23 protein-coding genes and 2 pseudogenes are annotated in these 25,737 nt (G+C 56.3%); 13 read left to right on the forward strand and 12 right to left on the reverse strand.

The genetic code is table 11. The features are described from left to right. Positions 1–14: 14 nt before the first annotated feature. A complete protein-coding gene (gene acuI, locus AC1ME2_RS27415; RefSeq protein ID WP_480438364.1) occupies positions 15–998 on the forward strand; it encodes an acrylyl-CoA reductase (NADPH) in 984 nt (327 codons plus the stop codon). A 49-nt stretch (positions 999–1,047) separates the two neighbouring features. On the opposite strand, the gene copD is transcribed toward acuI, so the two are convergent. The 6 genes and pseudogenes from copD to AC1ME2_RS27445 form a co-directional block, all read right to left on the reverse strand. Then, positions 1,048–1,923, reverse strand: a complete 876-nt coding sequence (gene copD, locus AC1ME2_RS27420; RefSeq protein WP_480438365.1) for a copper homeostasis membrane protein CopD — start codon at positions 1,921–1,923, stop codon at positions 1,048–1,050. Positions 1,924–1,927: 4 nt separating this feature from the next. Next, positions 1,928–2,305, reverse strand: coding sequence for a copper homeostasis periplasmic binding protein CopC (gene copC / locus AC1ME2_RS27425; protein ID WP_480438367.1), 378 nt, complete (start codon positions 2,303–2,305; stop codon positions 1,928–1,930). Between the two features lie 120 nt (positions 2,306–2,425). Further along, the gene (locus tag AC1ME2_RS27430; protein ID WP_480442357.1) at positions 2,426–3,205 is read right to left on the reverse strand and encodes an anti-sigma factor family protein; all 780 of its coding nucleotides are present in this window, start codon (positions 3,203–3,205) and stop codon (positions 2,426–2,428) included. Positions 3,206–3,211: 6 nt separating this feature from the next. Next, a pseudogene (locus AC1ME2_RS27435) lies at positions 3,212–3,694 on the reverse strand (RNA polymerase sigma factor); the annotation flags it as partial. A gap of 110 nt (positions 3,695–3,804) precedes the next feature. Then, positions 3,805–4,368 carry a tetratricopeptide repeat protein gene (locus AC1ME2_RS27440; protein WP_480442359.1) on the reverse strand — a complete coding sequence of 188 codons (564 nt, stop codon included), beginning with the start codon at positions 4,366–4,368 and terminating at the stop codon, positions 3,805–3,807. Positions 4,369–4,460: 92 nt separating this feature from the next. Continuing rightward, positions 4,461–5,009: a cytochrome b gene (locus tag AC1ME2_RS27445; protein ID WP_480438368.1), complete on the reverse strand. Its 549-nt coding sequence runs from the start codon at positions 5,007–5,009 to the stop codon at positions 4,461–4,463. A gap of 205 nt (positions 5,010–5,214) precedes the next feature. On the opposite strand from AC1ME2_RS27445, the gene AC1ME2_RS27450 reads away from it, so the two are divergent. Both AC1ME2_RS27450 and AC1ME2_RS27455 read left to right on the forward strand, forming a co-directional pair. Then, positions 5,215–5,820, forward strand: coding sequence for an NADPH-dependent F420 reductase (locus tag AC1ME2_RS27450; RefSeq protein ID WP_480438369.1), 606 nt, complete (start codon positions 5,215–5,217; stop codon positions 5,818–5,820). Positions 5,821–5,947: 127 nt separating this feature from the next. After that, entirely contained in the window at positions 5,948–6,865 is a 918-nt protein-coding gene (locus AC1ME2_RS27455) for a site-specific integrase (protein ID WP_480438370.1), read from the forward strand. 110 nt (positions 6,866–6,975) lie between these two features. On the opposite strand, the gene thpR is transcribed toward AC1ME2_RS27455, so the two are convergent. Beyond that, positions 6,976–7,521: an RNA 2',3'-cyclic phosphodiesterase gene (gene thpR / locus AC1ME2_RS27460; RefSeq protein ID WP_480438371.1), complete on the reverse strand. Its 546-nt coding sequence runs from the start codon at positions 7,519–7,521 to the stop codon at positions 6,976–6,978. A gap of 46 nt (positions 7,522–7,567) precedes the next feature. Continuing rightward, positions 7,568–8,242: a TetR/AcrR family transcriptional regulator gene (locus AC1ME2_RS27465; protein WP_480438373.1), complete on the reverse strand. Its 675-nt coding sequence runs from the start codon at positions 8,240–8,242 to the stop codon at positions 7,568–7,570. Between AC1ME2_RS27465 and AC1ME2_RS27470 the strand changes: the two genes are divergently transcribed. The 4 genes and pseudogenes from AC1ME2_RS27470 to AC1ME2_RS27485 form a co-directional block, all read left to right on the forward strand. After that, on the forward strand, positions 8,187–8,624 hold the full coding sequence (locus AC1ME2_RS27470; protein ID WP_480438374.1) for an HPP family protein: 438 nt from the start codon (positions 8,187–8,189) through the stop codon (positions 8,622–8,624). The two genes, AC1ME2_RS27465 and AC1ME2_RS27470, sit on opposite strands and share 56 nt — an antisense overlap. A 344-nt stretch (positions 8,625–8,968) precedes the next feature. Beyond that, positions 8,969–10,573, forward strand: coding sequence for a response regulator (locus AC1ME2_RS27475; protein WP_480438375.1), 1,605 nt, complete (start codon positions 8,969–8,971; stop codon positions 10,571–10,573). Continuing rightward, positions 10,570–11,262: a sensor histidine kinase gene (locus AC1ME2_RS27480; RefSeq protein WP_480438376.1), complete on the forward strand. Its 693-nt coding sequence runs from the start codon at positions 10,570–10,572 to the stop codon at positions 11,260–11,262. The genes AC1ME2_RS27475 and AC1ME2_RS27480 overlap by 4 nt, the downstream gene beginning before the upstream one ends. Positions 11,263–11,507: 245 nt before the next feature. Continuing rightward, positions 11,508–12,665, forward strand: a pseudogene (locus AC1ME2_RS27485) (pyridoxal phosphate-dependent aminotransferase); the annotation flags it as partial. A 117-nt stretch (positions 12,666–12,782) separates the two neighbouring features. On the opposite strand, the gene AC1ME2_RS27490 reads toward AC1ME2_RS27485, so the two are convergent. Next, complete coding sequence (locus AC1ME2_RS27490) at positions 12,783–13,418, reverse strand: TetR/AcrR family transcriptional regulator (protein ID WP_480438378.1); 636 nt, start codon at positions 13,416–13,418, stop codon at positions 12,783–12,785. 468 nt (positions 13,419–13,886) lie between these two features. On the opposite strand from AC1ME2_RS27490, the gene AC1ME2_RS27495 reads away from it, so the two are divergent. From AC1ME2_RS27495 to AC1ME2_RS27515, 5 genes are all read left to right on the forward strand, one after another. Beyond that, a complete protein-coding gene (locus AC1ME2_RS27495) occupies positions 13,887–15,215 on the forward strand; it encodes an OprD family porin (RefSeq protein WP_480438379.1) in 1,329 nt (442 codons plus the stop codon). A 265-nt stretch (positions 15,216–15,480) separates the two neighbouring features. Further along, complete coding sequence (locus tag AC1ME2_RS27500) at positions 15,481–16,149, forward strand: hypothetical protein (RefSeq protein WP_480438380.1); 669 nt, start codon at positions 15,481–15,483, stop codon at positions 16,147–16,149. Between the two features lie 111 nt (positions 16,150–16,260). Further along, positions 16,261–18,072 carry an ABC transporter ATP-binding protein gene (locus tag AC1ME2_RS27505; protein ID WP_480438382.1) on the forward strand — a complete coding sequence of 604 codons (1,812 nt, stop codon included), beginning with the start codon at positions 16,261–16,263 and terminating at the stop codon, positions 18,070–18,072. 153 nt (positions 18,073–18,225) lie between these two features. Continuing rightward, positions 18,226–19,209 (forward strand): zinc-dependent alcohol dehydrogenase family protein, encoded by a 984-nt coding sequence (locus AC1ME2_RS27510; RefSeq protein WP_480438384.1) that lies wholly within the window; start codon positions 18,226–18,228, stop codon positions 19,207–19,209. 106 nt (positions 19,210–19,315) lie between these two features. After that, entirely contained in the window at positions 19,316–20,230 is a 915-nt protein-coding gene (locus AC1ME2_RS27515; RefSeq protein ID WP_480438385.1) for a universal stress protein, read from the forward strand. Between the two features lie 22 nt (positions 20,231–20,252). On the opposite strand, the gene fnr is transcribed toward AC1ME2_RS27515, so the two are convergent. Together fnr and yiaY are read right to left on the reverse strand one after the other, a co-directional pair. Continuing rightward, complete coding sequence (fnr, locus tag AC1ME2_RS27520) at positions 20,253–21,005, reverse strand: fumarate/nitrate reduction transcriptional regulator Fnr (RefSeq protein WP_480438386.1); 753 nt, start codon at positions 21,003–21,005, stop codon at positions 20,253–20,255. Between the two features lie 502 nt (positions 21,006–21,507). Next, the gene (yiaY, locus tag AC1ME2_RS27525) at positions 21,508–22,656 is read right to left on the reverse strand and encodes an L-threonine dehydrogenase (RefSeq protein WP_480438387.1); all 1,149 of its coding nucleotides are present in this window, start codon (positions 22,654–22,656) and stop codon (positions 21,508–21,510) included. A 463-nt stretch (positions 22,657–23,119) separates the two neighbouring features. Here yiaY and AC1ME2_RS27530 point away from each other — a divergent pair, with 463 nt between their 5' ends. Further along, a complete protein-coding gene (locus tag AC1ME2_RS27530; protein WP_480438389.1) occupies positions 23,120–23,803 on the forward strand; it encodes a phosphoribosyltransferase in 684 nt (227 codons plus the stop codon). Positions 23,804–23,837: 34 nt separating this feature from the next. Here AC1ME2_RS27530 and ftsH read toward each other — a convergent pair whose 3' ends face one another. After that, positions 23,838–25,679 carry an ATP-dependent zinc metalloprotease FtsH gene (ftsH, locus tag AC1ME2_RS27535; RefSeq protein ID WP_480438390.1) on the reverse strand — a complete coding sequence of 614 codons (1,842 nt, stop codon included), beginning with the start codon at positions 25,677–25,679 and terminating at the stop codon, positions 23,838–23,840. Between the last annotated feature and the right edge of the window lie 58 nt (positions 25,680–25,737).

Genomic DNA, 25,737 nt, shown 5'->3' on the forward strand with positions numbered 1-25,737 from the left:
TATCGGAGGCAGCTATGTTCAAAGGCATCTTGATCGAAAAAGACGACGCAGGATATCGGGCAACGCTTACCGAAATCAGCGAAAAGCAACTGCCTCCGGGCAACGTCACTGTGCGGGTGTCTTACAGCACCCTGAATTACAAGGATGGCCTGGCACTGACGGGTGACGGGCCGGTGGTGCGAAAGTTTCCGATGGTCCCGGGCGTCGACCTGGTGGGGACTGTGGAACAGAGCAGCGATACCGAATTCCAGATGGGCGATCAGGTACTGCTCAACGGCTGGGGTGTGGGCGAAGGGCATTGGGGCGGCCTGGCTGAAAAAGCCCGGCTTGAAGGCAAATGGCTGATCCCGCTGCCCAAGGCGTTCACCCCGGCGCAAGCCATGGCCATTGGTACGGCTGGCTATACCGCCATGCTCGCGATCATCGCTTTGGAAAAAAACGGCCTCCATCCCGACTCGGGTGATGTGCTAGTGACCGGCGCCAACGGCGGTGTCGGTAGTTTTGCCATCGCGATTCTGGCCAAGTTGGGCTATCGGGTCGTGGCCTCCACCGGGCGCATGGCTGAAAGCGCTTACCTTGAGCAACTAGGCGCGGCCGAAATCATCGACCGTGCCACGCTGTCTGAGCCGGGTCGGCCATTGGCCAAGGAACGCTGGGCTGCAGCGATTGATTCTGTGGGCAGCCACACCTTGGCCAACGTTTGCGCTGGCATTCGCTATCGTGGCACCGTCGCGGCCTGTGGTTTGGCTCAAGGCATGGAGTTCCCGGGGTCGGTGGCGCCGTTCATTCTTAGGGGCATTACATTGGCCGGCATCGACAGTGTTACCCGGCCACGTGCAGACCGTTTGGAAGCCTGGGCGCGTCTGGCGACGGATCTGGACCTGTCGATGTTGCCTCTGATCAGTCGGGAAATTGGTCTCAGCGAAGTCATCGCCATCGCGCCGCAGCTGATGGCCGGTAAAGTACGCGGCAGAGTGGTGGTTGACGTTAACCGTTGAGCTGAATCGACGGTGCGCTATGGCGTTGCCTCGCGCTCTCTGATGGCTGTCAAATAGTGAGCATTGGCGGCAATGTGCCCAACAATGACACGACTGCAACGGCGGCCATACCGAACAGGCATTCGAGGGCCACGCTGGCACGCAGAACGTTGAGCCGATTGGTTTTGCTATTAAGGATCAGTCGGTTGAACAGGGCCAGCAGCAGCATGCACAGCACCAGAGAGACCTTGATCAGCAGTATCAGCCCAAACCCGGAAAACGCAGGCTCAGGCCAAACGGCGCCACTTATCACTCGAACATTGATCAACCCAGTGATGATGATCGCCGCCACCAGACCGTAACCGATGCCGCTGAAACGTCGAAGCAGGCGCTGAGCGTTTCCGGCAGACGGTTGCGCCAGCAGCAATGACAGTAGCAATAGCCCGCCGAGCCACGCGCCGACGCAGCACAGGTGAATCAACTGATTGAGCATCAGCAGTTCGCCGCTGAGTCCGTCGAACATTGCGCCGTGCCCGACCGGGGCCAGTGTTGCCAGTAGCAATGCAGTCAGTACCAGCCGCAGATTGGGTGAAGAGCACCGTCGCCAACCCACACTGATCAGTAGGAGCGCGCAGAGGAGCAGATGCCAACGCCAGACCTGACCGAAAAATGTGTTGTTAAGCACTAGCCTCAAGGTCTGGGGGTCAAGACCGTCCTGCCAACTGCCGGCCATGTTGCCGGCCGTCAACACGAGCCACAGCACGCCGCTGGCAAACGCCACTGACGACAACGAACGCAGCAGCCCCGTGAGCTTCGCATCCACCGGGGCTGTTGCTGCTTTGATCAGCAACGGTCGGAATAGCCATGTCCTGAACAAACAGATTCCGAACAGTGACAGCACCACGGCAAAGTGCACAAATCGGCACAGGATCAGTGCGCTCGACATCGAATTACGGGCTTACCTTGAAGGAGTACGCACCCTCACTTTTATGAGTGTCGACGGACACTGCGTGCCATTCCACCTTGTATTCACCCTCAGCAATGGGGGTGGCGGGCGTAACAATCAAAACTTTTTTATCGACGGGATCGGTCGCGACGCTGTTCACGATCACCGTTTTGCCGCTGTTTGTGGTGAGGCTGACTTTGGTGAACTTGTCCTCGACACCTTCGGAAAAATTCAGGCGCAGATCCTTAGGGGCTGCGGTGGTGCTGTCGGCAGCGGGCTCTTCACTTTGCAGATGAGCGTGGGCAAAGACGAAGGTGGCACTGGCGACGGAGATAAGCAGGGCGAACGATGTCAGGACTTTCTTGAAAAGCGGGGCAGACATTCAAAATACCTTTTTCAGAGGGCTGGATCGTTAAGCGATGCTTTCTAATAAACCAGAAACGGGCGGCCGATTCCAGACAAGAAATCCGCGCAGGCGTCGTCACAGCCTCAGGGGATAGCGCTAGGCTGCCAGCCGAGCCCGGATCAATTGCGCCATCGTCTTCAGCTCATCGAACGGGCTATGCCCGATCAGCATGAATGCATGCGTTGAATCGGACCAGAACACGACGTTCATGCCCAAGCGTTTTTCGGTGGCTGGCATCATTTCACCGCTGATGGAGCGGGTGATGCACAGCGCCATGGGGCCTAGGTTCGGATCAAGGTAGGTGATCTGGGCGATAGGTACCTCGTCGTACTCGAGGATCTGCGCGAGCTTGAGTTCCAGCCCAGGCAGCGCCACTAAAGATGAGTCCAGAGACAAGCCGAGCTGCGCGCTCACTGCTGCAAGCTGTTTACTCTGCAAGACAGGGTCGTCTGTCAGGTTTTCCAGCGTCTGTGGGGTATACAGCGCCATGTACTGGGCCACGAGTGCACGCCAGCCGTGGGTTGGCGTCCGCCAGTCAAGGAACAGCCGGTCAGCCACCACGCCGGCAATCATGAAGCCGGCTGCAGCGGCAAAAAAACTACGGCGGCTCAACTGCAAACGTGGCGTAGAAGCCGGATACGGCAATGCAGCTAGCATGGCCTGCAGCTCCTGAGTTGGCGCTTTGGTCAGCACACTGTCAAAGGCGCTTTGAAAGGGCAGGTCGCTACGGCACAGGTAGTCGAAGCGTTCAGCAAGGGTCTCGTCTGCGCGAATCGCGGCTTCAATACGAGCGTGCTCATCGGCTTCCAGTCGTCCATCGAGGTAGGCCACCAACATCTCATCGGAAGGCGTGCGCTGCGGATTGTGGTCATTCATCGCCTGTCTCCTGTCTCCTGTCGATGCGCTGGATGCGGCGTGGGGGAGGGCTGTCTCGGCCAGTTTCAGGCGCGCAGCGGCCAAACGACTCATGACAGTACCGATGGGTACGTTAAGAATTTCGGCCACTTCGCGATAGGACAGTCCTTCGACATACGCCAGAAACACCGTCTCGCGCTGGGCTTCAGGCAAGGCGTTGACCCTTTTGATGACTTGACCGGCAAGGACATGGTTTTGCGCTAGGTCTTCGCCATCGAACGACAAGGTGCTTTCGGCATCGACGAAGCCTTGGCCCTGACGTACACGCTGTGCACGAACTTCGTTAAGCCATATCGAATGCATGATCGACAACAGCCAGCGATCAATACGCGTGCCGGGCACAAATTGCTCGGCACGCTCCAGTGCCCGGACACAGGTCGCCTGCACCAGGTCATCGGCTACATGCCTCTGACGGGACAGCACCCAGCCATAGCGCCACAAACGCGCCAAGTACTGGCCAAGTTCGGTCCTGATCTCAATGTCGCTTGCTATGACGGCCTCCGAAACGCCCCGGGCAGTGATAACCCAAATCGAACCGGGCCAAAAAAGCCCGCTGCCAGTCACGACCCTGAGGAGTGATTGATTGCGTGGGCCAAATCACGATATTCCTCGCACGTCGTACTGCACAGCGTTTTGATCGTTGCCAGTTGCTCCTTCGCAAGGTCGAGTTGGCCCTTGATGACATAGGCTTCGCCCAGGTATTCGCGTACTTGCGCGTAGTTAGGGTCTAGCTGCACTGACTTCAGGTAATAACCGATGCCTTCGTCGGTGCGCCCCAATTTGCGCGTGGCATAGCCGCGATAGTTGAGGGATTTAGCGGTGTTTGGCTCTTTGAGCGTATCGAGCAGTGACAGCGCCTCTTCGTAACGACCGGCCTTGGCCAGGCGGTAAGCGTAGTCAGTGCGGTCGGCGTCAGGCGTAAGGCTGCTCTGCTGGCTGACGCAGGCCCTGCTTTTCTTATCAAAGACCTGCCCTTTTTGGCAGTTCGGCTTGGAGGGTGCCGAGCTACCTCCGCCTCCGCCTGAAGCCTGCGCCTGACTGCTCAACAGCGCGGCCGTCAGGCAACCGGCAAGAAACCATACGGAGTGATGGCGAGCAGGGGGTGTGGCTCTGCAGATATTCATCATCGTTGCTCCTGATAACAATGCACTGGAAGAAGACAGTGGTAATCAGAGAACACGTGTGCGGGTGAATTTATTCATTGGTTGTACAGGTTTTATCGCCCGGCCGGCAGCATGCGGCGTAGCGTCGAATCTTTCAGCAGGTAGTGATGCCCGAGGGCGATGCAGGCATGCAGTCCGGACAGGATGATGATTGCCCATGCCACAGTCTCATGCAGGTTGCCCAGCGTGCCGCGCAGTTCATGATCGATGATAAAGGGGGCCGGTACCGAGAACAGGCCAAAGAAGGTGAACGGCTCGCCTTGTGCCCAACGAAAACCAAACCCCAGTACCACCTGCGCCAGCAGCAACGCATAAAGGCCCAGATGCGCCAGCTTTGCCAGCAGATGAGTCACCCTGGATGTAATCACTGGCAACCGATTGCCACCCAACAAGCGCCATGCAATACGCGCAACGATCAGCGCCGCCAGCGCAATCCCCAACGAGATGTGTACCGATTGCAGGCCTTTACGCAGGGCCGTACCTTTTTCAAGGCTGTCCCAGATCTGTGCGCTGGCGAATAAAAAAATTACCAGTGCCACCGTTAGCCAATGGAAAGTACGGGTCAGTCGGTCGTAGCGTTCAGCATTCGAAGCGGTAGGCATGGTCAACCCTCTGTAGTGATATGTCAGTTAGTCCTCAATGTTGAGGACTAACTTGTAAAAGCGCTAGGTGGTTTTTTTATAAGTAGAGCGCCTGTGCCAGAAATAGGAGTACCACACTAATAACGACTGTGTATTCCACGGCTATAATTTTTTTGCTTAGACCAGCAAAGTCCATGAATTTATTATGCAGCCGTGAGGTAGACCTATGAACATCGGGATGATCGGAGCCGCGGCCGTTGGTGAAACACTGGCCGCAGAATTTATTCAAGCAGGGCATGACGTGGTGCTCAGTAACCGCCGAGGTCCTGGGAGTCTGGCGTCATTGATTCATAAATTGGGGCCCAAGGCAAAAGCGGGCACCCTGGATCAGGCCGCTGCCTGCCCAATCGTCGTGTTGGCGATTCCCTGGTTCAATGTCGCAAATGCCTTACAGGCGTTGCCGAAGTGGGAAGGGCGCATTCTGATTGATGCGACCAATATTTTTCTCAACTACTTCCCTGATTTCAGAGTTGCGGACCTGGGTGAAGACAGTGGCAGTGAAATCGTCGCCGGTCTCGCGCCCGACGCTAAAGTGGTCAAGGCGTTCAATACCTTACCCATTGCTGGATTTTTCTTCGATGTACCCAGTGGCTACAAGCGTGTGGCGTTCCTGGCCGGCGATGATGCCAAGGCCAAGACGTTGGTCGCCGGGCTGATCGAATCCATAGGGTTGGCGCCTATGGACCTGGGTGCGCTCAACGGTGGCGGCCGACTGATGCAGCTGGGGAGCGTCTTCAATGGGGTAGAGTTGTTGAAGGCCGATGGTCGATAACCCAGGTGTGCACACGGCCCGCGATTCGAAGCGCTGTGCAACTATAAAATTGCCTTTTCCTTCAATTGGTTAGCGGCAGACATTGTGGTGTAGAGTGGCATTTTTAAATCACTCAGACAGGTTGTCCATGTCGCTGCCAGAGGTACAGAATCCGTTGGCGCTTTACCTGGCGCGGCTGGCGCCGTCGAGCCAGTTGACGATGAAATATGTACTGCAGGACGCAGCGGATCGTCTGGGCTTCGTCGAGGTGGACATCCACGAGGTGCCCTGGCATCAATTGCAGCCCGGCCATGTCATCGCGCTGGTCGCTGCGCTTCGCGAAGATGGCTATGCGCCTAACACGTCATCGTTGTACGTGAATGCCATTCGCGGCGTGACCAACGAAGCTTGGCGGCAAAGCCTGATCAGCCATGAGCATCTGCTGAAGATGCGCTCGGTCAAACCCACTGCGGGGTCGCGCCTTACCAAGGGTAAAAATATTCGGCGAACGCTGGTTCGGGAGTTGATGGACGTTTGTGCGGCCGACCCACGGCCACAAGGACGACGCGATGCGGCGATCATCGCGATTCTGTATGGATCAGGGATGCGCAAATCCGAGTCAGTGAACCTGAACCTCGCACAGATCGACTTCGCCGAGCGCAGCTTGCAGGTTACGGGCAAGGGCAACAAACAGCTGATCAAGTACGCGCCGTCCTGGGCGTTTACGGTCCTCAACGACTGGCTGGAACTGCGGCGGTCCTGCCTGCCCGAAGGTCAGAGCGACGATACATTTTTGTTCAATCGTATCCGCCGGGGCAGCCACATCACCCGCGAGCGGATTACCAAGCACGCGATCTACTTCATTGCCAAGCAGCGCGGTCGGCAGATCGGCATGGACATCATGCCTCATGATTTTCGTCGTTCATTCATCACTCGGGTGATCGAAGAGCACGATTTATCCATTGCGCAAAAACTGGCGCACCACACCAACATCTCGACCACCGCCAGCTATGACATGCGTGGCGACAACGAGCGGCGTCGGGCGATTGATCAGTTTGATCTTTAAGGTGGCCAGTGTGTCAGCCTCTACGCAGGCGTGTCTGGGGGTAGTGGCATCGGCCAATTCCTGCCATTCGTAACCGGCGATAGCCATTCAAATGGGACGGTCGGACGCGATTACGGAACCAGTGGCCATTCGGCCAGCGGCCGATAGTGGCCTTTATGCGACTCGAATAGAGTGAAGTGTCTGGCACTCAGGTGAAAGTTCGGTGGAGTATTGGACTCAGGGATAGGGGCTCGATAGTCCCGCATCAAGGTCAAGTGAGGGCGAAACTCCCGAGGGGCGACCACAAACCCAAGCGGTAGCAGCGCCTGTTGCAAGGCGTAGATCAATTGACGCAAAACCAGTGGCGTCTGCGCTGGAGCGAGTAACAAAACGCCGGCTCGATGCCATACATCCAGGCGGTCGAGAGGTATGGTCAAACTCCCGCCTGGCGTTCGAACACTTGTGGCGGCAGCGCAGATGCCCGGAATCTGCGTCACGGCGACAGATCCCAGAAACATCAGGGTCAAATGAAAGTTTTCCGCTGGCACTGGGCGCCCGCTACTTAGCTCAAGAGCGCTCCGCCATTGGGCTATGGCCCGACGTTGTGCCTCTGCGCAGGGCAGGGCGAAAAATAAACGCTTGAGCAGTTCGCCTTGCTCCCGAGCTCTATACGTCATTCCTTGGCCCTCCACGTTGGGCTGAACGCAGCGATTTTATGCCTTCTTAGCGTTCTATGGTTGTCAGCATCGACACCATGCCCCGGGCTGCGTCAATAAGATCCTCGGAGGCGCCATTAACCTGGCAAGCAACGATCAATCCCTCACCGATCAAGAAAAGCTGCCTCACTGCGATGCACGGCTGCTTGAGTTTTGCATTCGTACAGACTTCTCCCAAATAGGCGAGAACCTGTTGCTTGTGCATCTTTGCCAAGAGGTGAGGTTGATCAGTGTGGCCACTGTATTCAGCAGACGCATTAATGAATGCGCAACCATGGAAGTCCGATTCTTGAGCCCATGAGGCAATGAAGTCGAGGTATGCCAACGGGCGCTGCGGACAGGAAGCAGCTTCCACCACACTTCTCATTTTTGTCATGAGCTCTGTGTCTCGACGGTGTAAAGCAGCTTCGATCAGATGCTCTTTGCTAGGAAAGTGACGATAGAGCGTTTTCTTGGTAACCCCTGCTACCTGGCTTAGCTGCTCCACCCCGGAGGCGTGATAACCCTGGCGGTAGAACAATCGAAGAGCTGACTCGCTGATATTGTCGGATGTACTCATTTCCATGGGCCTCTTTCTGGAGTTCAAGTCGAGTGCTCCACCATCGCCCTCATTGCGTTTCAGCCTCATGTCCTTCATCGGAGCTGTCATTGCAATCGGTGCAACCGGTTGGCTCAGCCTCATGTCAGGGGCACCCTGGATCATGGCGTCCTTTGGCGCGAGTTGTGTGCTTGCCTTTGGGTTGCCTGAATCTCCGCTAGCCCAGCCTCGTAATATAATTGGAGGGCACATTGTTTCGACAATAGTTGGGCTCCTGGTTTTACATACACTGGGAAATTCGTGGTGGGCGGGGGCACTTGCCGTTGGATTAGCGCTTGTCGCCATGCAACAAACACGAACCCTCCATGCTCCCGCAGGCGCTAACCCGCTGGTGGTGTTAGCCATCAGTGCGCCTGTTAGTTTTCTAGTCACGCCAGTAGTGGCAGGTTCAATAGTGGTCGTCGCGGTTGCGTGGTGTCTGAACAATGCGCGCAGTCGTAATAGCTATCCGAAATACTGGTTATAAAATGGTTTATCCAGCAGCATCTTTAAAGCGCAGGCTTCACAACCCATGTCTGCAACGCGTCAGTTGCGGGTCGATAGCAAGCTACCTTTCTCCTGTCCGAATTGACCATAACCCCGTTTGTGGCTGAGGCACTTATAGTTTTTTCCTGCACGCGGGGAGGCTCTTGGATTAATGTCATTGCGATGCGGTAAGCAGGAGAGATAGCATAGCTGTGTAAAGCCGCTTGATGGCCTATTGCCGTTGGTTATTATGTGCGCGCCGATATGGGCAGCGAAGCTGAACCCGCCCTTGCATGGGTATTTGCATTTGGGCTCCTCCTCTTACTTCCCATGACAGGAATCTCGATGCTGGCGTACAACAAAAAAAAGTTTCTAATAGCCGATGATTTCTCCGATTTTCGCAGTTCGGTCAGGTCCATGCTGCGCGAACTGGGCGTTGTGGAAGTAGATACCGCCGATACGGGGGAGCAGGTGCTACTCATGTGCGCGCAAAAGCGCTACGACTTTATTCTGCATGATTTCAATTTTGGTGACGGTAAGAAAAATGGTCAGCAGGTGCTTGAAGACCTGATGACCGACAAATTGATCAGCCATGAAAGTGTTTTCGTCATGGTCACCGCCGAGAACAGCCAGGCCATGGTGATGAGCGCCCTTGAATGGGAGCCGGATGCCTATCTGACCAAACCGTTCAACCGCGCCGGTCTGGCCCAGCGTCTTGAAAAGCTTGACCAGCGTAAGACGTTGCTCAAACCGATTCTCCAGGCGCTTGATCGCGGCAAGCCTGCTGAAGTATTGGCGGCCTGTGCCAGCCTCACGGAGCAGGACATTCGCTTTGCTCCCCTCTGCCAACGCTACAAAGCCGATGCCTTGCGCGATCTGAATCAGCACGAGGCGCTGGAAAGCTTTCTCAAGGCGATTCTGGCCGACCGTGCTACGCCGTGGGCTTACGCGGGGCTGGGTAAATTATTATTCAAGCGCGGCAAGGTCAGCGAGGCGCAGGCGATTTACGAGGCGGCAATAGTTGCCTTCCCTATGATCCCGACGCTCTACGATGGTCTGGCCGATGTGTTAGTTACCCGTGGTGACGCCCGGCGCGCCCAAAGTGTGCTTGAGAGCGCGGTGCGGTTGTCGCCATTGGCTGTGCGTCGGCAAAGATTGCTGGGCAAGCTGGCGCTGGGTAACGAAGATTTTGAAAGTGCCTCCAGGGCTTATCGCCATGCAGTGTCCCAAGGGCAGTATTCTCGCTTCAAGGATCCGGAGAGCAACCTCGGACTGGCACAAGCACTGATCAGCAAGAATGGTGATTCGGGGCTGGATGCTCGAGCCCGGGTGGAAATCAATCAGACGTTGGGCGACGTTGCGAAAGAGTACGGTAACGATCAGGGGCTGCAATTGCGCACTCGCTTGATGAAAGCAACCAGCCTGCAGTCTTCGGATCCTGACGCTGCGGCGAAACTGACCGCGCAGGCGCTGGCGATTCTTCAAGGCATGGATCACTTTCTCAGTGCCGACGCGACGCTAGCGGTTGCCGGCCAGCTCCAGAAATTAGGGCACGAGGACGCTGGAGCAGGGATATTGAAAAGCTGCGCAGAAATCTACGGAGATGACCCAGTGGTCATGCAGGGTATCTCCCTCCTGACCGATGACCCGGCGATCCTCGGTGCGGGCAAGGCCGCAAGCGATCTCAACCTTCAGGGTGTACGCAGTTACAAAACCGGTAATCTCCCCGAAGCGCAGGACTTTTTCCGGCGTGCGCTGGCGTTGCAATCGAAGAACATCAGCATCGCGCTGAACATGGCGCAGTCCTTGTTACCCGCGAAGGGCGTGACGCCAGAGGCTACCCAGCTTGAAGAGTGTCGAGTGTGCCTGAAAATGATCGGCATGATGCCTGATACTGATCCACGTTATGACCGTTACCAGAAACTGCAGAGCAGGGCGTTTGGCGCATGAGTGATAACGATGAGTGCCTCGACTTCTCCATGGTGATTGCCTCCATCGTGCATGACATGAAGAACTCCCTGGGGACGTTAATGCACGCCCACAGTCAGTGGCTGATGCGAATGCCCGAAGCGCAGCAAGGCACCCCTGAACATGGGGCCATCGAATACGAATTTGCCCACCTTAACGGGATGCTGGTGCAGCTGCTTGGGTTGTATAAGCTGGGCGTCAATCAGCTGCCGCTGCGCCCCGACTATCATGAACTCGATGATTTTATCGAAGCTCAACTGGCATGCCATCAGGACGTCTTGCACAGTCATGGCATTGTTGCGAGCTACGAGATCGTGGGCTCTAGTGTGCTTGGCTTCTTCGACCGCGAGCTGATCGGCTCGGTAGTGGCGAACATCATCATCAATGCCATCCGTTATGCGCGCCACGCTGTGTTTATCAGTGCTCACGAGGAGGGAAACCAGCTCGTGCTGACGATAAATGACGACGGCCCAGGGTATCCAGCGCAGATGATTGAGCGTCAGTCAAACTATGTGCAGGGTATCAATCAAAGCAGCGGCAGCACGGGCCTGGGCCTCTATTTCGCTGCGCACATCGCCAAGCGGCACGAGCGCAATGGCGTGCATGGGCATATCGAGCTGGCCAACGGTGGCAAGTTGGGGGGCGGTAAGTTCATTATTTATCTTCCTTGAAGGCTGCGGGCTGTTTATTGCCGCCTGTGGAATATGAATGATCACTGTCAGTCGTGGATTCGCTAGACCAAACCCAAGCATCAATACTTGCCTCTTCCGTAGAACAATCACGTACCTGCGAAGGCTTTATGCCAAGTGCTGAACATCACTATTGAGCGACTGTTCAATTTCACTTATGTTGGCCTCTCCGAATCTTGCCGCCGCTTCTTGCCGACCGCTCTATTCATCATGAGAGGCTCCACAGCATGCGTTTTTCCCCTTTTGTTGAACGAATCGCCGGGCATGGCGTTGCCGCCTGGGATATTCACCATGCAGCTTTTGATGCCGAGCGTGATGGCGAGGACGTGATCATTCTGAGTGTTGGCGACCCGGACTTTCCGACGCCGCACTTCATTACGGATGCGGCCGTTCAGGCATTAAGAAGCGGCGACACCCACTACACCGATGTCGCCGGTCGACCTTCCTTGCGTCAGGCCATCGCTGCGCGCTACACCGAGCGTTTGGGACGGCCGGTGCAGGCTGACAATGTGATCACGGTGGCCGGCGCACAGAATGCGCTGTTCGTGACCTCGCTGTGTCTGTTGCAGGCGGGCGATGAAGTGATCGTGCTGGACCCGATGTACGTGACCTACGAAGCGATGCTCAAAGCATCCGGCGCTACCCTGGTGCGCGTGACCTGTGAAGCCGACGGCGGTTTCCGTCCGGATCTCGAGCGTTTGGCAGCGGCCGTTACGCCGCGTACCCGCGCCATCTTTGTGTCCAACCCGAACAACCCCACCGGCGTCATGCTCAGCGCCCAAGAGCTGCAAGCCATTGCCGACCTGGCGATTGCCCACGATCTTTGGGTGGTGGTGGATGAGGTTTATGAAAGCCTCTGCTACGAGCGCGAACATGTCAGCCTGGCGAGCTTGCCAGGCATGCAACGTCGCTGCGTGATTATCTGCAGTCTGTCCAAATCACATGCCATGACCGGTTGGCGCATTGGCTGGATCATCGCTGAGCCGACCCTGATCGGTCACGCGGAAACCCTGATGCTGAGCATGTTGTACGGCCTACCAGGCTTTGTCATGGAAGCGGCCCTTGCCGGCGTGCTGGCCCATGACGAAGTCACGAATGGCATGCGCGAAATCTATCGGCGCCGACGTGATCTGGTGGTGGATGCCCTGAGCAATTGCCCTGGCATCAGCGTGCTCAAGCCTGACGCCGGTATGTTCGTGCTCGTGGATGTGCGGGCTACCGGTCTCAGTTCGCTGGATTTTGCCTGGCGTCTGTTTCGCGAGGCCAAGGTGTCGGTTCTCGACGCGGCGGCGTTTGGTGAGCCGGCCCAAGGCTTTGTCAGGCTGTCGTTCACCCTCAGCGAAGAACGCCTGGCCGAGGCCTGCCTGCGGATCAAGGATTTCGTGGGGAAAAGATTGATGGATCGATCCCTGTCATCTACCAGTATTTGCTGTTGAGCAGATACTGGGTGCGAGGCTGATCGCTATTAGCAGCACGTTGATGTGCTGGGCTTACGGAAAAGGTTACACGTTGTGCTCGGGGCTGAACGCGCCGAGCCGTAGACCGATGACCCAGCGCCGGCAGATTTCCAGACCGCGATCGGCACCAAACGTGCTGGGGTTCAGGCACCATTCCAGCCACAAACCGTCGAGGATCGCGGACAGGCCGATGGCGGCAAGAGAGGCATCGCTGATCTGGAAATTTTCTTCTGCCGCCAACTCGCTGAGGAGCTGTTCGACTAAATCGCGATACGCACCGTAGCCTTTCTCATGGGCGTTGCTGACGTGAGGGGAATGACGGATCAGGCTCCAGAACACCACCCATGCGCTGAGCAAACCCGGGTCCAGAATACGGGGCGAAAATGAGCCAACCAGGAAGGCATCCAGCCGCTCGGCAGCGGAGTCGGCTTGGTCCATTTCCAGTAGCAGTGCGTTGGTCAAGCCCAGCGAGAGTTTTTGATAGGCGTCGGCAATCAGCATGTCGATGCTGCCGAAGTGATGGTTGAGCAGGCCGACGGAAACCCCGGCTTCTTTGGCGATACGGCGTACGGAAATGCCTGCATGGCCTTCTTCAGCAAGGCATTTGAGCGTGGCAGCGATCAGCAGGTCGCGACGCTCATCAGGTTCGGCGCGGCGAAATTTACGGCCATCGAGTTCCACAGCGACTCCTGTAGGCTGGACACAAGCTGTGAGATTAATTGTACGTACGTTCAATTGCCACTCGCATTTAGGGTAGACCAACCCAGCGAGGACTTATGAGACGGTATCATCCCGTCGCGACTCTCCAGGACGACAGTGGATACCGCTCTTTCAAAGAGGCAATCAGTCGCTGTGCAGCGCTGGCGTCAAGCATTGTTACATCAATGGATAATGTCTATCACATGATCGGGGTTAAATAGTGGCCCTCAAAGATGTTAAAAGTTCGCGTACATGGGGGAGCACCCCAGAGCAACAAGATAAAAATAGGGCTAAAAAGCCTGTTATCACCGGAAGTGCAAGCCCGGACTTACTGTTTTAACTTACCTGCCATTGCTCAATCCACCGCTTTATCCTTCGCCTGAACTCAGGGGGATTTCCTGTTGCTCAGGTATTCGATGGCGGTGGTCTTATTGAATCAGGGGATAATTAATGATGTCTGTGAAGTGGAATCTCGTGGCCCTTGCGGTCTCGCTTGGGGGCAGTCAGTTGGTATCGGCCGCGCCAGTTGGGGACCAGGCTGATGCCAAGGGATTTGTTGAAGACAGCAGCCTCAATGTCCACCTCAAAAACTACTACTTCGAGCGCGATGTCAAAGACGGTGGCCCAACCAATGAGGACTGGACCCAAGGTGTACTGGGTTACTACAGTTCGGGATTTACTCAGGGGACCGTGGGTTTTGGGGTAGAAGCATATGGTAATTGGGCCATCAACCTTGATGGTTCGGCGGACTCTTCTGGCACGGGTAACTTGCCGGTGCGTCACGATGGTTCGCTCGCCGATGAATATGGCACTGCGGGAGGCGCACTAAAAATCCGGATTTCCAAGACCGAATTACTGTGGGGCAACCTGCAACCGTTGGCACCGGTTTTTGCTGCGGGAGGCTCACGACTGTTTCCGCAGACGGCCACCGGTTTCAACCTGCTGAGCAGCGAAATTGCCGGTCTTGATCTGGACGTCGGGCACTTCACGGGCGGTAATGGTCCGGTCACTACCAACAACAGCCATGAACTGTTTGCCGCCTACGCCAACGTCACTGCCAACAGCATTGATTATGTCGGTGGCAAATACGCTGTCTCGGACAGCCTGACCTTTAGTCTGTACGGCTCGGAACTCGAAGACATCTGGCATCAGTACTACGGGAACGCTAACTACACGTTGCCGATCTCTGAACGACAGTCGGTGAACTTCGATTTCAACATCTATCGCACCAATGACGAAGGACAGGCCAAAGCTGGCGCCATCGACAACACCACCTGGTCGCTGGCAGCGGCTTACTCGTTCCTGAGTGCTCATACCGTTACGCTCGCCTTTCAGAAAGTGCAGGGCGATACCCCGTTCGACTATGTTTCGTTCGGTAAAAACGGTCCTGGCGATACCTCTGACTCGATCAATTTGGCCAACTCGATTCAGTATTCGGACTTTAACGGTCCGGGTGAAAGATCCTGGCAGGCGCGCTATGACCTGAACATGCTGACCTACGGAGTTCCGGGCCTGAGCTTCATGGTTCGTTATGCCAACGGCGATGACATCAACGGCACCCACATGGCCGCTAACAGTCCTTACCGTCTCTACGGTTATGGTGAAGACGGCAAGCACCATGAAACCAACCTTGAAGCCAAATACGTCGTCCAGACCGGTCCGGCCAAAAACCTGTCCCTACGTTTGCGTCAGGCCTGGCATCGCGCTAATGCCGATCAGGCCGAGGGTAATGTCGACGAGTTACGTTTGATCGCTGATTACCCGATTTCGATTTTCTAAACCGTCAGTTCCGACAGTGAGGCCCGACGACGCGATAAGCCGAGTCGGGAAGCTTCTCGACTTACTAGTTGTGGGCTTATCAGGAGGCAACGATTTGCCGGTGACGGCAAATCGCTGCCTGTTCGGCAGTAGATTTTCTGCCTCGCCAGAATTTTAACCCCTGAAGCGGCTGCGTTCAGAGGGGATATGCTATCTGGCACGTGCCTTGCTGCATTTCTTCTCCAGATGCATTCAAAAAATGCGCCACTTAACTGGAGTCGTTGAAATGAGCACTATCAATGGTCTGGGCAAGCATGACCTTACAATCCCGGTACCTCGCCCTGTACCGACCACGTCAGACTCAGACAGCTTTCTGAGCCTTATGGACCCAACTGCTCAAACGAGCACTGCCGGTAGCAGCACCGCATCGTCCAGTTCGAGTGCCTCTAGCCAGCAGCAAGATGAAGATCGCCAAGAAGCCTTCGCGAAAATGATGGTCAGTCTGCAAAACTCTAACTCGCTAGTGGCAGCGCCTACGACGTCTGACAGCAGCAGCGACGGCAGCGTTGGGCAGGTGGGTAATAGCTCGCTGAGCGCTTTAACCGATACGGCCTCAACGTCGTCGGGTAAAAGTGCGACAGATGAGTTCAAGGACTACATGGCCCTGACGCCTGCACAGAAAATGCGTTACAGCACCCTGAAAAGCATGGGGCTCACCGAGGCTGACCTTAAGGCCCTGCCGCCTGCTGATAAGGCCAAGGTAGAGGCCAAAATAGCTGACGTGATCAAAAAACAGACTGAAATGCAGGCCAGCGCAAGTTCCGGCACAGACGCCAATTCGAGCTCAAGCTCTAGCACTGGCGATAAGGGACAGTCGTTGGTGAATGCCGCGCTCCTGAATATGACCGAGTCCCTCAGTCAGGAAAAATCCAAGCTTAATCCGTCCTCAGTCTGACTCAAGGTACTAACGCTCTGCGCCTGCGATACTTCAGGCGCGAGTCTACTTGTCTATACCCTCTCGACACGCCAAGCTTGTAACTACCTTCCATCAGGAACCTTGCTCCGCATGCCTGTTGCCCGCCGTTTTGCCTCTTTTTTCGACCAAGCACGACGTGCCCTGGAGCTGGTATGGAGTACGTCCAGGGACTTGTTCCTGGGCCTTGTGGTAGCAACACTGGCGGCGGGCGTTCTTCCCGCGCTGGCCGCATGGCTGGGGCAACGGATTGTCGACGCCGTGGTTACTGCCATGCAGCTCCATGCGGACCTCGGCAGCGCGCCGTTGTGGCCTGTATTGCGTTACGTGTTGTTTGAAGCTGGGGTACTCGCGATGCTGGCGGGTGCTCAGCGCGCACTCTCTGTTCAGCAGTCGCTGTTGAGAGTGCAGCTGGGGCAAAGGGTCAATATGTTGATCCTGGAAAAGGCGCAGACGCTGTCGCTTATCCAGTTCGAGAATTCGGAGTTTTACGACAAACTCGTTCGCGTGCGCCGCGAGGCTTCCACGCGACCGCTGGCATTGGTGACCAAGTCGCTTGGCCTGATTCAAAACCTGATCTCGCTCATCAGTTTTGCAGTATTGCTGGTGCATTTCTCGCCCTGGGCGTTGGTGATTCTGGTGCTCGGCGCACTGCCGGTGTTCTTCGCCGAAGCACACTTCTCCGGCGATGCGTTTCGCCTGTTCACCCGCCGTGCCCCCGAGAGCCGACAACAAGGCTACATCGAAGCACTGCTGTCTCAGGAAGCGCATATAAAAGAGGTTAAGTTGTTCGGCTTTGCGCCTCTTTTGCTGCAACGTTACAGGGACACGTTTGACCGGCTCTACGCTGAAGACCGCCGGCTGACCCTGCGTCGCGATGGCTGGGGGTTCCTCTTGGGACTGCTAGGCACCAGTGCGTTTTATCTGGCTTACGCCTGGGTGGTGGTCGATACCGTAAATGGCCGCATCAGCCTTGGGCAAATGACTATGTACCTTGTTTTGTTCAAACAGGGGCAGACGGCGGTCAGCAGCAGCCTCAGTGCCATCAGTGGTCTTTACGAAGATGGCCTGTACCTGTCCGATCTGTATGAGTACTTGGCGCAGCCGGTCACGGTTGAAACCGGAACCCTCACTCAAGGCGTCCTGCCGGGAGATGGTTTGCGCTTCGAGGGCGTCAGCTTTCGTTACCCGGATTCCAGCCATACCACGCTTGAGAACATCGACCTCCATCTTGCGCCGGGACGCAGCGTGGCGTTGGTGGGCGAAAACGGTTCGGGCAAGACGACATTGATCAAGTTGCTGACCCGCCTGTACCGGCCAGACTCGGGGCGCATCCTGCTTGACGGCAGTGATCTTCAAGCGTGGGAAGAGGACGCGCTGCGCAGACGTATCGGTGTGATTTTTCAGGACTACATTCGCTACCAATTCCCTGTGGGCGATAACCTTGGGGTGGGTGATATCGACGCGTTCAGCGATGAAAGTCGATGGCGCGAAGCGGCTGCCCAGGGAATGGCGGCGGAGTTCATCGAGCGTCTCGATCACGGCTATGCCACTCAGCTAGGTCGGTGGTTCGCTGGAGGGCAGGAACTGTCAGGGGGACAATGGCAAAAAATCGCGCTATCCCGAGCTTACATGCGCCGCAACGCAGACATCCTCATCCTCGACGAGCCCACGTCGGCCCTGGACGCGGCCGCGGAAGCGGCGGTGTTTGAACACTTTCGTGAACACGCCAAGGGCCGTATGACGTTGCTCATCTCTCATCGATTTTCCAGCGTGCGCAATGCAGATCACATCATCGTGCTGGATCAGGGCAGGGTGCTTGAGCGCGGCGATCACTTCAGCCTGGTCGCTGCGGGTGGGCGCTATGCACAATTGTTCGACTTGCAAGCGCGGGGCTATCGATAAGACGTCGCAACGTAACAGGGACATCTCGTCTTTCTGATTTTTATCAAGTCAGTTCCATTACACCCAGCTAGTCTGAATTCGAACTAATGTGGCTCGAAACGTCGCTGACGTGCGTCGGACGACCGTCTTCGTTTTTCGCTCAAGGGTAACCCAATGCACGCTATGGTTCTGAAGACGCTGGGTGCACCACTGGAATGGACCGAGCTTGCGGATCGGCAACCCGGCCATGGTCAGATACGGATCAAGGTAACGGCCTGTGGTGTATGCCGAACCGACCTGCATGTCGTAGACGGAGAGTTGCCCGACCCGCATCTGCCTATCATTCCGGGCCACGAAATCGTAGGGCGGATTGATGCCATTGGCCCCGGTGTTACCGGATTGTCGATGGGGGAGCGTGTCGGGGTGCCATGGCTGGGCCATACCTGTGGTGTCTGTCCTTATTGCATCGGCCACCACGAGAACCTGTGCGACCGTCCGCTATTTACCGGTTACACACTTGACGGTGGCTTTGCTACTTCGGTTATCGCCGAAGCTCACTATGTATTTCCGTTGGGCGAGGAGGGCAGCGATGAGTCGCTTGCACCTTTGCTGTGTGCGGGGTTGATCGGCTGGCGAGCGTTGGTGATGGGCGGGAAGGGCGAACGAGTGGGTCTGTATGGGTTCGGCGCCGCAGCACACATTCTGGCGCAGGTTGCCAAATGGCAGGGGCGGTCGGTCTATGCGTTCACGCGTCCGGGTGATACCGACACTCAGGACTTTGCCAGACAGTTGGGTGCTGCATGGGCCGGGGGGTCAGATCAACCGCCACCGGAGCCACTGGATTTGGCGATCATTTTTGCACCGGCGGGGGCGCTTGTGCCTCTTGCCCTCAAGGCTGTTCGCAAGGGTGGGCGAGTGGTCTGTGCAGGCATCCACATGAGCGACATTCCGAGTTTTCCTTATGCATTGCTATGGGGAGAGCGGGCGTTGCTGTCGGTCGCTAATTTGACCCGACGCGATGGTCTCGACTTTCTGCGGGAGGTGCCGAAAATCGGCATCGTCACCCGCACCCATCGCTATCCCTTGACCGACGCCAATCAGGCGCTTGCCGACCTTCGTGCGGGCAGGTTCGAGGGGGCCGCCGTGCTGGTGCCCTGACCTATGGTCAGCAACCGAAGTCGTCCATAACGACCTCTGATTTAAGTCAATGTGGCTCATTTCGTACCGTTCAATATTGGACTATGCACGAATTGTCGAGGTCGCAATGGCAAACTTTCAACGGCTATTGTTAATAGCCTCATCGCACATGCATCGCACGCCAGCATTTGAACGTGCGGTGGCCTTGGCAAAGGCCAGCAGCGCCACACTGCATATTGTTGCGTTTGATTACATCGAGACACTTGCCCTTGTCGGCGTGTTTAATCATGACGCGATGGCGACGTTGCGAGAAGGGTACATGCAACTGCATCGCCACTGGTTAGAGCAGGAGGCGGAATATGAGAGAAAAAACGGGCTTGAGGTGACGACTCAGTTGCTCTGGACGCACGACATCGTTGGCGAAGTTCAGGCGTACGCTGAAGCCATTCAGGCGGAAATGGTGATAAAGGATGCCCACAGGGAATCATTACTCAAACGCGTTTTTTTTACACCATTGGACTGGCAGCTTTTACGCGACTGCCATGCCCCCGTCCATCTGGTGATAGATTCAGCGAACCCGGTACCGCGCAAAATATTGGCGGCGGTCAATCTTTTTCGCTCCGCTGACGCCGACCTTCGGCTCAACAACACCCTTATCGAAACAGCGTCTCGGCTGGCAACACAGTGCGAGGGTGTTCTGCATCTTTTGTATGTCTACGATTGGTCAGCTATCTACGCTTCAGGCATCACGATGATGGGGGCGATGCCTATCGAAACAGATTTTGTTGAGGCACTCAGTGATGCACATCTGGAAGCATTCAACGACCTTGCCGAACACTATGGTGTGGCTAAGAAAAATGTGCACTTCCTGCCCGGTGCTCCACTCCCGACCATCAGAGCGTTCGCAGCGGATAACGCGTTTGATGTACTGGTCTTGGGAACACTGCCGCGCCACACTCTGGACAGGATTGTGGGCGATACCGCAGAGAGTATTCTCCAGCACACCCCTTGCAGTGTTCTGGTGGTCAAAGCGTCTGATTAGTCCGCTCAGATCAGGGGGGCATTCATTCTCGATCAGCCCTGCGACACCCGGAGACCAGCGAGTGCAAGGCTGGCAAATCAAGGATCTCCACGGCCCTGCCTGAAATGCGCACAATAGCCAGTTCACGAAGCCGCGCAATAGCCCTGCAGACAGTTTCCAATCGCAGGCCAAGGTAAGAACCGATGTCTTCCCGGGTCATTCTCAGGACGAACGCATTGGATGAGTAACCGCGCGCGGCCATCCGCTGTGACACGTTCAGCAAAAAAGCGCCAAGACGTTCGTCTGCATTGAGGTTGCCCATGAGCAAAAGCATTTCATGGTCACGGACTATTTCCCGGCTGAGCAGCCTGTTCAAATTGTGTTGGAGCGCAGGTAACTCCTGAGACAGCCGTTCCAGTTGCGCGAAATGGATGGGGCAAGCCTCACTGTCCTCTAGTGCGATTGCATTGCAAACCTGCCGGTCATTGCTGATGGCGTCTATGCCAAGCATTTCTCCAGCCATATGGAAACCGGTGAGCTGTTCACGACCATCCTCCGAAATAACGGTCGTCTTGAAGAATCCGTATCGGACTGCGTACAGCGAACGTAAAGGATCACCCGCGTGATAGAGCACCTCGCCTTTTTTGATTTTGACCCGTTGCGGAATGAGGGTGGACAGAAGATCGATTTCCGAGCTGTTCAACCCTGCAAACAAACAAAGCGCTCGGACACTGCAACCGGAACAACAGACAGCTTTTAGCTGTTGCGTAGGGATAAGCCTTACCGGGAGTGTCATGCCAAATACCCTCTATTTATCTCAGCGTAGGCAATTGACCATCTTCCTGAGAGCGCAGCGTATTAGTTATAGATGAGTGGCAGGCGAGGCAGTTGTCCGTCATTAGAATTTTTTGTTTTACCCTATTGATATTTCGGAAATAAACAAAATTTATTAACATGCAAACGAGTGTGTTGTTATATTTTTTGAATTCATATGAACTATTTTGGAGCTGTCGGCGTTTGGCTCATGGCAAACCATTTAGGTGGGTGCCTGTATGCCCGAGCAATTCCTGGGCAAAGGAAACGTCGGCGGCGCTGCGTCTTTATTGATAGATGTAAAAAGGTAGCGAACTGATTCATGGAGGCTGAAAGTAACCGTCAGTCGCTGGACACGTATGGGGAAGTGCGGGGAAGTTGATGGGCAGGGCATCCCGGATGAGCTGTTGGCGATCCGAAAGAAATCCGGATCGAATCTGAACGCCAAGTACCCGGTCTGCTGCCTGGCGTTCATCGCGTCGTAATCACATAGCGGCGAGGAAAATCTCTTCGATTTGCGCCTGTTCTGCAGGCCGAGGGTTAGTGAAGCCGCATGCGTCTTTCATGGCATTGGCTGCCAGTATTGGAATGTCATCTGCCTTGGCGCCCAATTCAGCCAAACCGCCCGGAATGCCGATGTCCGAAGACAATTTACGGATGGCGGCAATGGCCGCCGCAGCGCCTTGTTCGTGGTCAAGATGTTGGGTCTCAAGCCCCATCGCGCTGGCGACGTCCTTCAGGCGAGCCGGGCAAACGCTGGCGTTGAAGCTCTCGACATGAGGCAGCAATATCGCGTTGCAGACACCGTGCGGCAGGTCATAGAAGCCGCCCAGTTGGTGTGCCATGGCGTGCACGTAACCAAGGGAGGCGTTGTTGAACGCCATCCCGGCCAGAAACTGTGCGTAAGCCATGTTTTCCCGCGCCTGCATGTCGCTGCCGTTGGCGACCGCGTTGCGCAGATTGGCAGAGATTAATTCCACGGCCTTGAGCGCGCAGGCATCGGTGATTGGCGTGGCTGCGGTTGAAACGTAGGCTTCGATGGCGTGGGTCAAGGCGTCCATGCCGGTGGCGGCAGTAAGGCCTTTAGGCATGGCGGCCATCAATGAGGGATCATTAACCGACAGCAGTGGCGTCACGTTACGGTCGACGATGGCCATTTTCACGTGGCGGGTTTCGTCGGTGATGATGCAAAAGCGGGTCATCTCACTGGCCGTGCCCGCCGTGGTATTGATGGCAACCAGTGGCATTTGTGGTTTGGCAGACTGATCGACGCCTTCGTAGTCACTGATATGCCCGCCATTGGTGGCACACAAGGCGATGCCCTTGGCACAGTCATGGGGCGAGCCGCCGCCCAGGGAGATGATGAAGTCGGCGTTGCTGAGTTTGAGTTGCTCCAGACCTTTTTCGACGTTGCTCACGGTCGGATTTGGCTTGGCACCATCAAATACGGTCGCGTTGATGTCCTGCGCCGACAGCAGTTTGGCGACCTTGTCCGCGACCCCGGCTTTTGCCAGCCCGGCGTCGGTTACGATAAGTGCGTGACGAAACCCGTATTTGCGAATGGCGTCCATTGCCTCATCGAGACTGCCGATGCCCATCATGTTTACGGATGGAATGAAGAACGTGCTGCTCATGACTAACCCTCATTTTTATGGGTATTGGCCTGGACGGCCGGTGGTGCACTCATCAAGAGATGATTCATCGTAGGAGCGATGGGGTGACGACTAAATCGTCCTTTAGTCAGTGGGTCGGGGGTATTTGGTCGTAATGGCTCGATAGCGTCATCGCGAGGCATCACGCGTCTGAGTTGCCGGGGGAAAGTCTGAAGCCAACTGGCTTTCGGCCGTCAGGAGAGCGAGGTGAGGGCGCCGTGCTGGGTTTCGTAAGTGTCCCGTTCCTGCTACGAACCAGTGTCCTGAGTGGTTAGTTCAACGATGTAAACGGCGATATACTGACGGCCCAGCCGCCTCCTTTGCTCTGGCACCTTCCGATGTTGTGACCCTGCAGCATTCTCGCGGTTTACGCCCAGGCTACAGTGACTCAACCTGAGCCAGGCATGACAAAACTGCGCCAAAAGAACAGGTAGGAGGTTGTCAAATGACTCATTATCCCTCTCTGCAAACCACGTTGCTTGACAGGAGTGCTGCCGGTCAAAGCCTGGTGGGGCCACTGCTGAAATACCGTCGACGACCCGATGTCATCGTCCTGGCCTTGCCCCGTGGAGGGGTTCCGGTCGCGTATGAAGTCGCCACAGCCCTGGAGGTCCGTCTGGATCTGCTGCTGGTCCGCAAGCTCGGCGTTCCGTTCCATGAGGAGTTGGCTATGGGCGCCATTGCCAGCGGCGAGATACAGATAATGAACGAGGACGTGGTTCGGGCTAATCATATTGATCAACGCACGGTGGAGGCCGTGGCCGCACGGGAAACAGTGGAGCTGCTGCGTCGCGAGCGCGTTTACCGCGGAACGCGGCCAGCCGTTGACCTGCAGGATCAGGTGGTGATTCTGGTTGATGACGGGCTGGCCACAGGGGCGTCCATGAGAGCGGCGATACACGCTGTGCGCCTGCAAAAACCCTCACGCATCATCGTTGCGGTACCGGTGGCGTCGTTTGATACCGTAGAGACACTGCGCCGCGAAGTGGATGAGGTCGTTTGCCCGATGGAGCCCGAGTGGCTGCTCTCAATTGGTAATTGGTACGTAGACTTTTCCCAGACCTCGGACGAGGAGGTCATCAACCTGTTGCAACGGACCTGGCGCCGCGAATCCCTACCGGAGCACTGACCCCACATCCGTCACGTGCTGGCAAGTAATGAGCCTATTTGCGAGCAACCGTCAGCGACGGCCCGGGCTCTGCTGGCTTGAGGGACAAGAGCGCAGGAAACTCTTCAGGCGTCAGTGTTTCTTTTTCCAGCAGGAGTTTGGCGCCGGCATCCAGATCAGCCCGGCGCCCCTCAAGCAACGCCTTGGCGCGACGGTAGGCTTCATCGAGCAAAGCCCTGATGCCGAGGTCTATTTCCCGTGCGGTTTGCTCCGAGTAGTCCTTCTGACCTAAACCCGGCATGTGGTCGCCCAGGTAAGTGGGATTTTGCTGCTCCAGTACTGACTGGCCGAGTTCCGTGCTCATGCCGAAGCGGGTAATCAGTTGTCGCGCAATATCGGTGGCCTTTGTCAGGTCGTCCGCAGCGCCCGTGGAGATCTGGCCATAGGCGATGTACTCGGCGGCCCGACCGGCCATTAACACCACGATGCGATCCTTGAGCGTCTGGCAACTGATCAGGAAGTGATCCTCGGTCGGACGTTGCAGGGTATAGCCCAGTGAGCCGATCGAGCGGGGAATGATCGAGACCTTGTGCACTGGGTCCATTCCCGGCAAGGTTCCGGCGGCCAAGGCGTGGCCCATTTCGTGGTAGGCGACCACTAGGCGTTCTGCGGGTTGCAGCAGGCTGCTCTTGCGCTCCACACCCGCGACGATACGCTCCACCGCCGCCGTAAAGTCATCGAGACTGACCGCTTGGGCGCCGCGACGGGTCGCCACTATCGCAGCCTCGTTGATCAGGTTCGCCAGATCCGCGCCGGTGAAGCCTGTGGTGATTTCGGCAATGCGTTCGCAGTCGGCGCTGGGCTCAACGATGATGCTCTTGATATGCACCTTGAGAATCGCGACCCGACCCCGGCGGTCCGGGCGATCAATGAGGATTTGACGATCGAAGCGACCGGCTCGCAGCAGCGCCGGATCGAGGATTTCCGGGCGATTGGTAGCCGCCAGCAAAACCACGCCTTCGCGAGGATCGAAGCCGTCCAGTTCCGCCAACAACTGGTTGAGTGTCTGCTCTTTTTCATCGTTGCCACCAAACGCACCGACGCCTCGCATCTTTCCCAGCGCATCCAGTTCGTCGATGAATATGATGCAGGGTGCTGCCTGCCTGGCCTGCTCGAACAGGTCGCGCACCCTGGCTGCGCCGACGCCGACAAACATCTCGACGAATTCAGAACCCGAGATGGAAAAAAAGGGGACCCCGGCTTCACCTGCAACAGCCTTCGCGACCAGGGTCTTGCCGGTTCCGGGAGGGCCGACCAGCAAAATACCCTTCGGTATGTGGGCGCCCAAGCGCGCGTACCTGGTTTTATCTTTCAAAAAGGAAACGACCTCAACAAGCTCGGCCTTGGCTTCGTCGATGCCGGCCACATCGGCGAATGTCACCCCCGTATCGCGCTCGACGAATATTTTCGCCCGGGACTTACCGACGCTCATCATGCCGCCGATACCTTGCTTCTCGGCGAGACCGCGAAACAGAAAATTCCAGACCACCATGATCATGACAAAGGGCAGGAGCCACCCGAACAGCGCGTTCAGAAGGGTATTTTCGTTGACACCGGAGAAGCTGACGTTGGACTGAGCAAGCTCTGTGGCCAAGGTGGTGTCCACCCGGACCGTAGAGAACAGGTTGTGCCCATTAATCGGATCTTGCAGTTTGCCGTTGATATGGTCCTTCTCGATGCTCAGCTCACTGACCTTGTGTTCATTGAGCAACTGAAGGAATTGACTGTAGGGAATCGACTCCACCACATCCCGCCCAACGAACAAGAACTGAATAAGTGTCAGAGCAACAAAAGCAATGACAACGTACGAAATATTCAACCGATGGTTCTTCTTCATGGCCTTGACTCGAGAGTGAACGGCGATGAGGGTGTCAGCCCCTTGCAACGCAACGCCA

The organism is Pseudomonas sp. ASL9 (assembly GCF_056680335.1).

What these genes read in the sequence shown, in the direction of transcription:
- yiaY (WP_480438387.1), bottom strand. Translation starts at nt 22,656, where the DNA reads ATGAGCAGCACGTTCTTCATTCCATCCGTAAACATGATGGGCATCGGC.
- AC1ME2_RS27450 (WP_480438369.1), top strand. Translation starts at nt 5,215, where the DNA reads ATGAACATCGGGATGATCGGAGCCGCGGCCGTTGGTGAAACACTGGCC.
- AC1ME2_RS27480 (WP_480438376.1), top strand. Translation starts at nt 10,570, where the DNA reads ATGAGTGATAACGATGAGTGCCTCGACTTCTCCATGGTGATTGCCTCC.
- AC1ME2_RS27495 (WP_480438379.1), top strand. Translation starts at nt 13,887, where the DNA reads ATGATGTCTGTGAAGTGGAATCTCGTGGCCCTTGCGGTCTCGCTTGGG.
- AC1ME2_RS27510 (WP_480438384.1), top strand. Translation starts at nt 18,226, where the DNA reads ATGCACGCTATGGTTCTGAAGACGCTGGGTGCACCACTGGAATGGACC.
- AC1ME2_RS27500 (WP_480438380.1), top strand. Translation starts at nt 15,481, where the DNA reads ATGAGCACTATCAATGGTCTGGGCAAGCATGACCTTACAATCCCGGTA.
- AC1ME2_RS27465 (WP_480438373.1), bottom strand. Translation starts at nt 8,242, where the DNA reads ATGAGGCTGAGCCAACCGGTTGCACCGATTGCAATGACAGCTCCGATG.
- AC1ME2_RS27475 (WP_480438375.1), top strand. Translation starts at nt 8,969, where the DNA reads ATGCTGGCGTACAACAAAAAAAAGTTTCTAATAGCCGATGATTTCTCC.
- AC1ME2_RS27455 (WP_480438370.1), top strand. Translation starts at nt 5,948, where the DNA reads ATGTCGCTGCCAGAGGTACAGAATCCGTTGGCGCTTTACCTGGCGCGG.
- AC1ME2_RS27445 (WP_480438368.1), bottom strand. Translation starts at nt 5,009, where the DNA reads ATGCCTACCGCTTCGAATGCTGAACGCTACGACCGACTGACCCGTACT.
- AC1ME2_RS27470 (WP_480438374.1), top strand. Translation starts at nt 8,187, where the DNA reads ATGTCCTTCATCGGAGCTGTCATTGCAATCGGTGCAACCGGTTGGCTC.
- acuI (WP_480438364.1), top strand. Translation starts at nt 15, where the DNA reads ATGTTCAAAGGCATCTTGATCGAAAAAGACGACGCAGGATATCGGGCA.
- copC (WP_480438367.1), bottom strand. Translation starts at nt 2,305, where the DNA reads ATGTCTGCCCCGCTTTTCAAGAAAGTCCTGACATCGTTCGCCCTGCTT.
- ftsH (WP_480438390.1), bottom strand. Translation starts at nt 25,679, where the DNA reads ATGAAGAAGAACCATCGGTTGAATATTTCGTACGTTGTCATTGCTTTT.
- AC1ME2_RS27515 (WP_480438385.1), top strand. Translation starts at nt 19,316, where the DNA reads ATGGCAAACTTTCAACGGCTATTGTTAATAGCCTCATCGCACATGCAT.
- fnr (WP_480438386.1), bottom strand. Translation starts at nt 21,005, where the DNA reads ATGACACTCCCGGTAAGGCTTATCCCTACGCAACAGCTAAAAGCTGTC.
- AC1ME2_RS27440 (WP_480442359.1), bottom strand. Translation starts at nt 4,368, where the DNA reads ATGAATATCTGCAGAGCCACACCCCCTGCTCGCCATCACTCCGTATGG.
- AC1ME2_RS27505 (WP_480438382.1), top strand. Translation starts at nt 16,261, where the DNA reads ATGCCTGTTGCCCGCCGTTTTGCCTCTTTTTTCGACCAAGCACGACGT.
- copD (WP_480438365.1), bottom strand. Translation starts at nt 1,923, where the DNA reads ATGTCGAGCGCACTGATCCTGTGCCGATTTGTGCACTTTGCCGTGGTG.
- thpR (WP_480438371.1), bottom strand. Translation starts at nt 7,521, where the DNA reads ATGACGTATAGAGCTCGGGAGCAAGGCGAACTGCTCAAGCGTTTATTT.
- AC1ME2_RS27430 (WP_480442357.1), bottom strand. Translation starts at nt 3,205, where the DNA reads ATGAATGACCACAATCCGCAGCGCACGCCTTCCGATGAGATGTTGGTG.
- AC1ME2_RS27530 (WP_480438389.1), top strand. Translation starts at nt 23,120, where the DNA reads ATGACTCATTATCCCTCTCTGCAAACCACGTTGCTTGACAGGAGTGCT.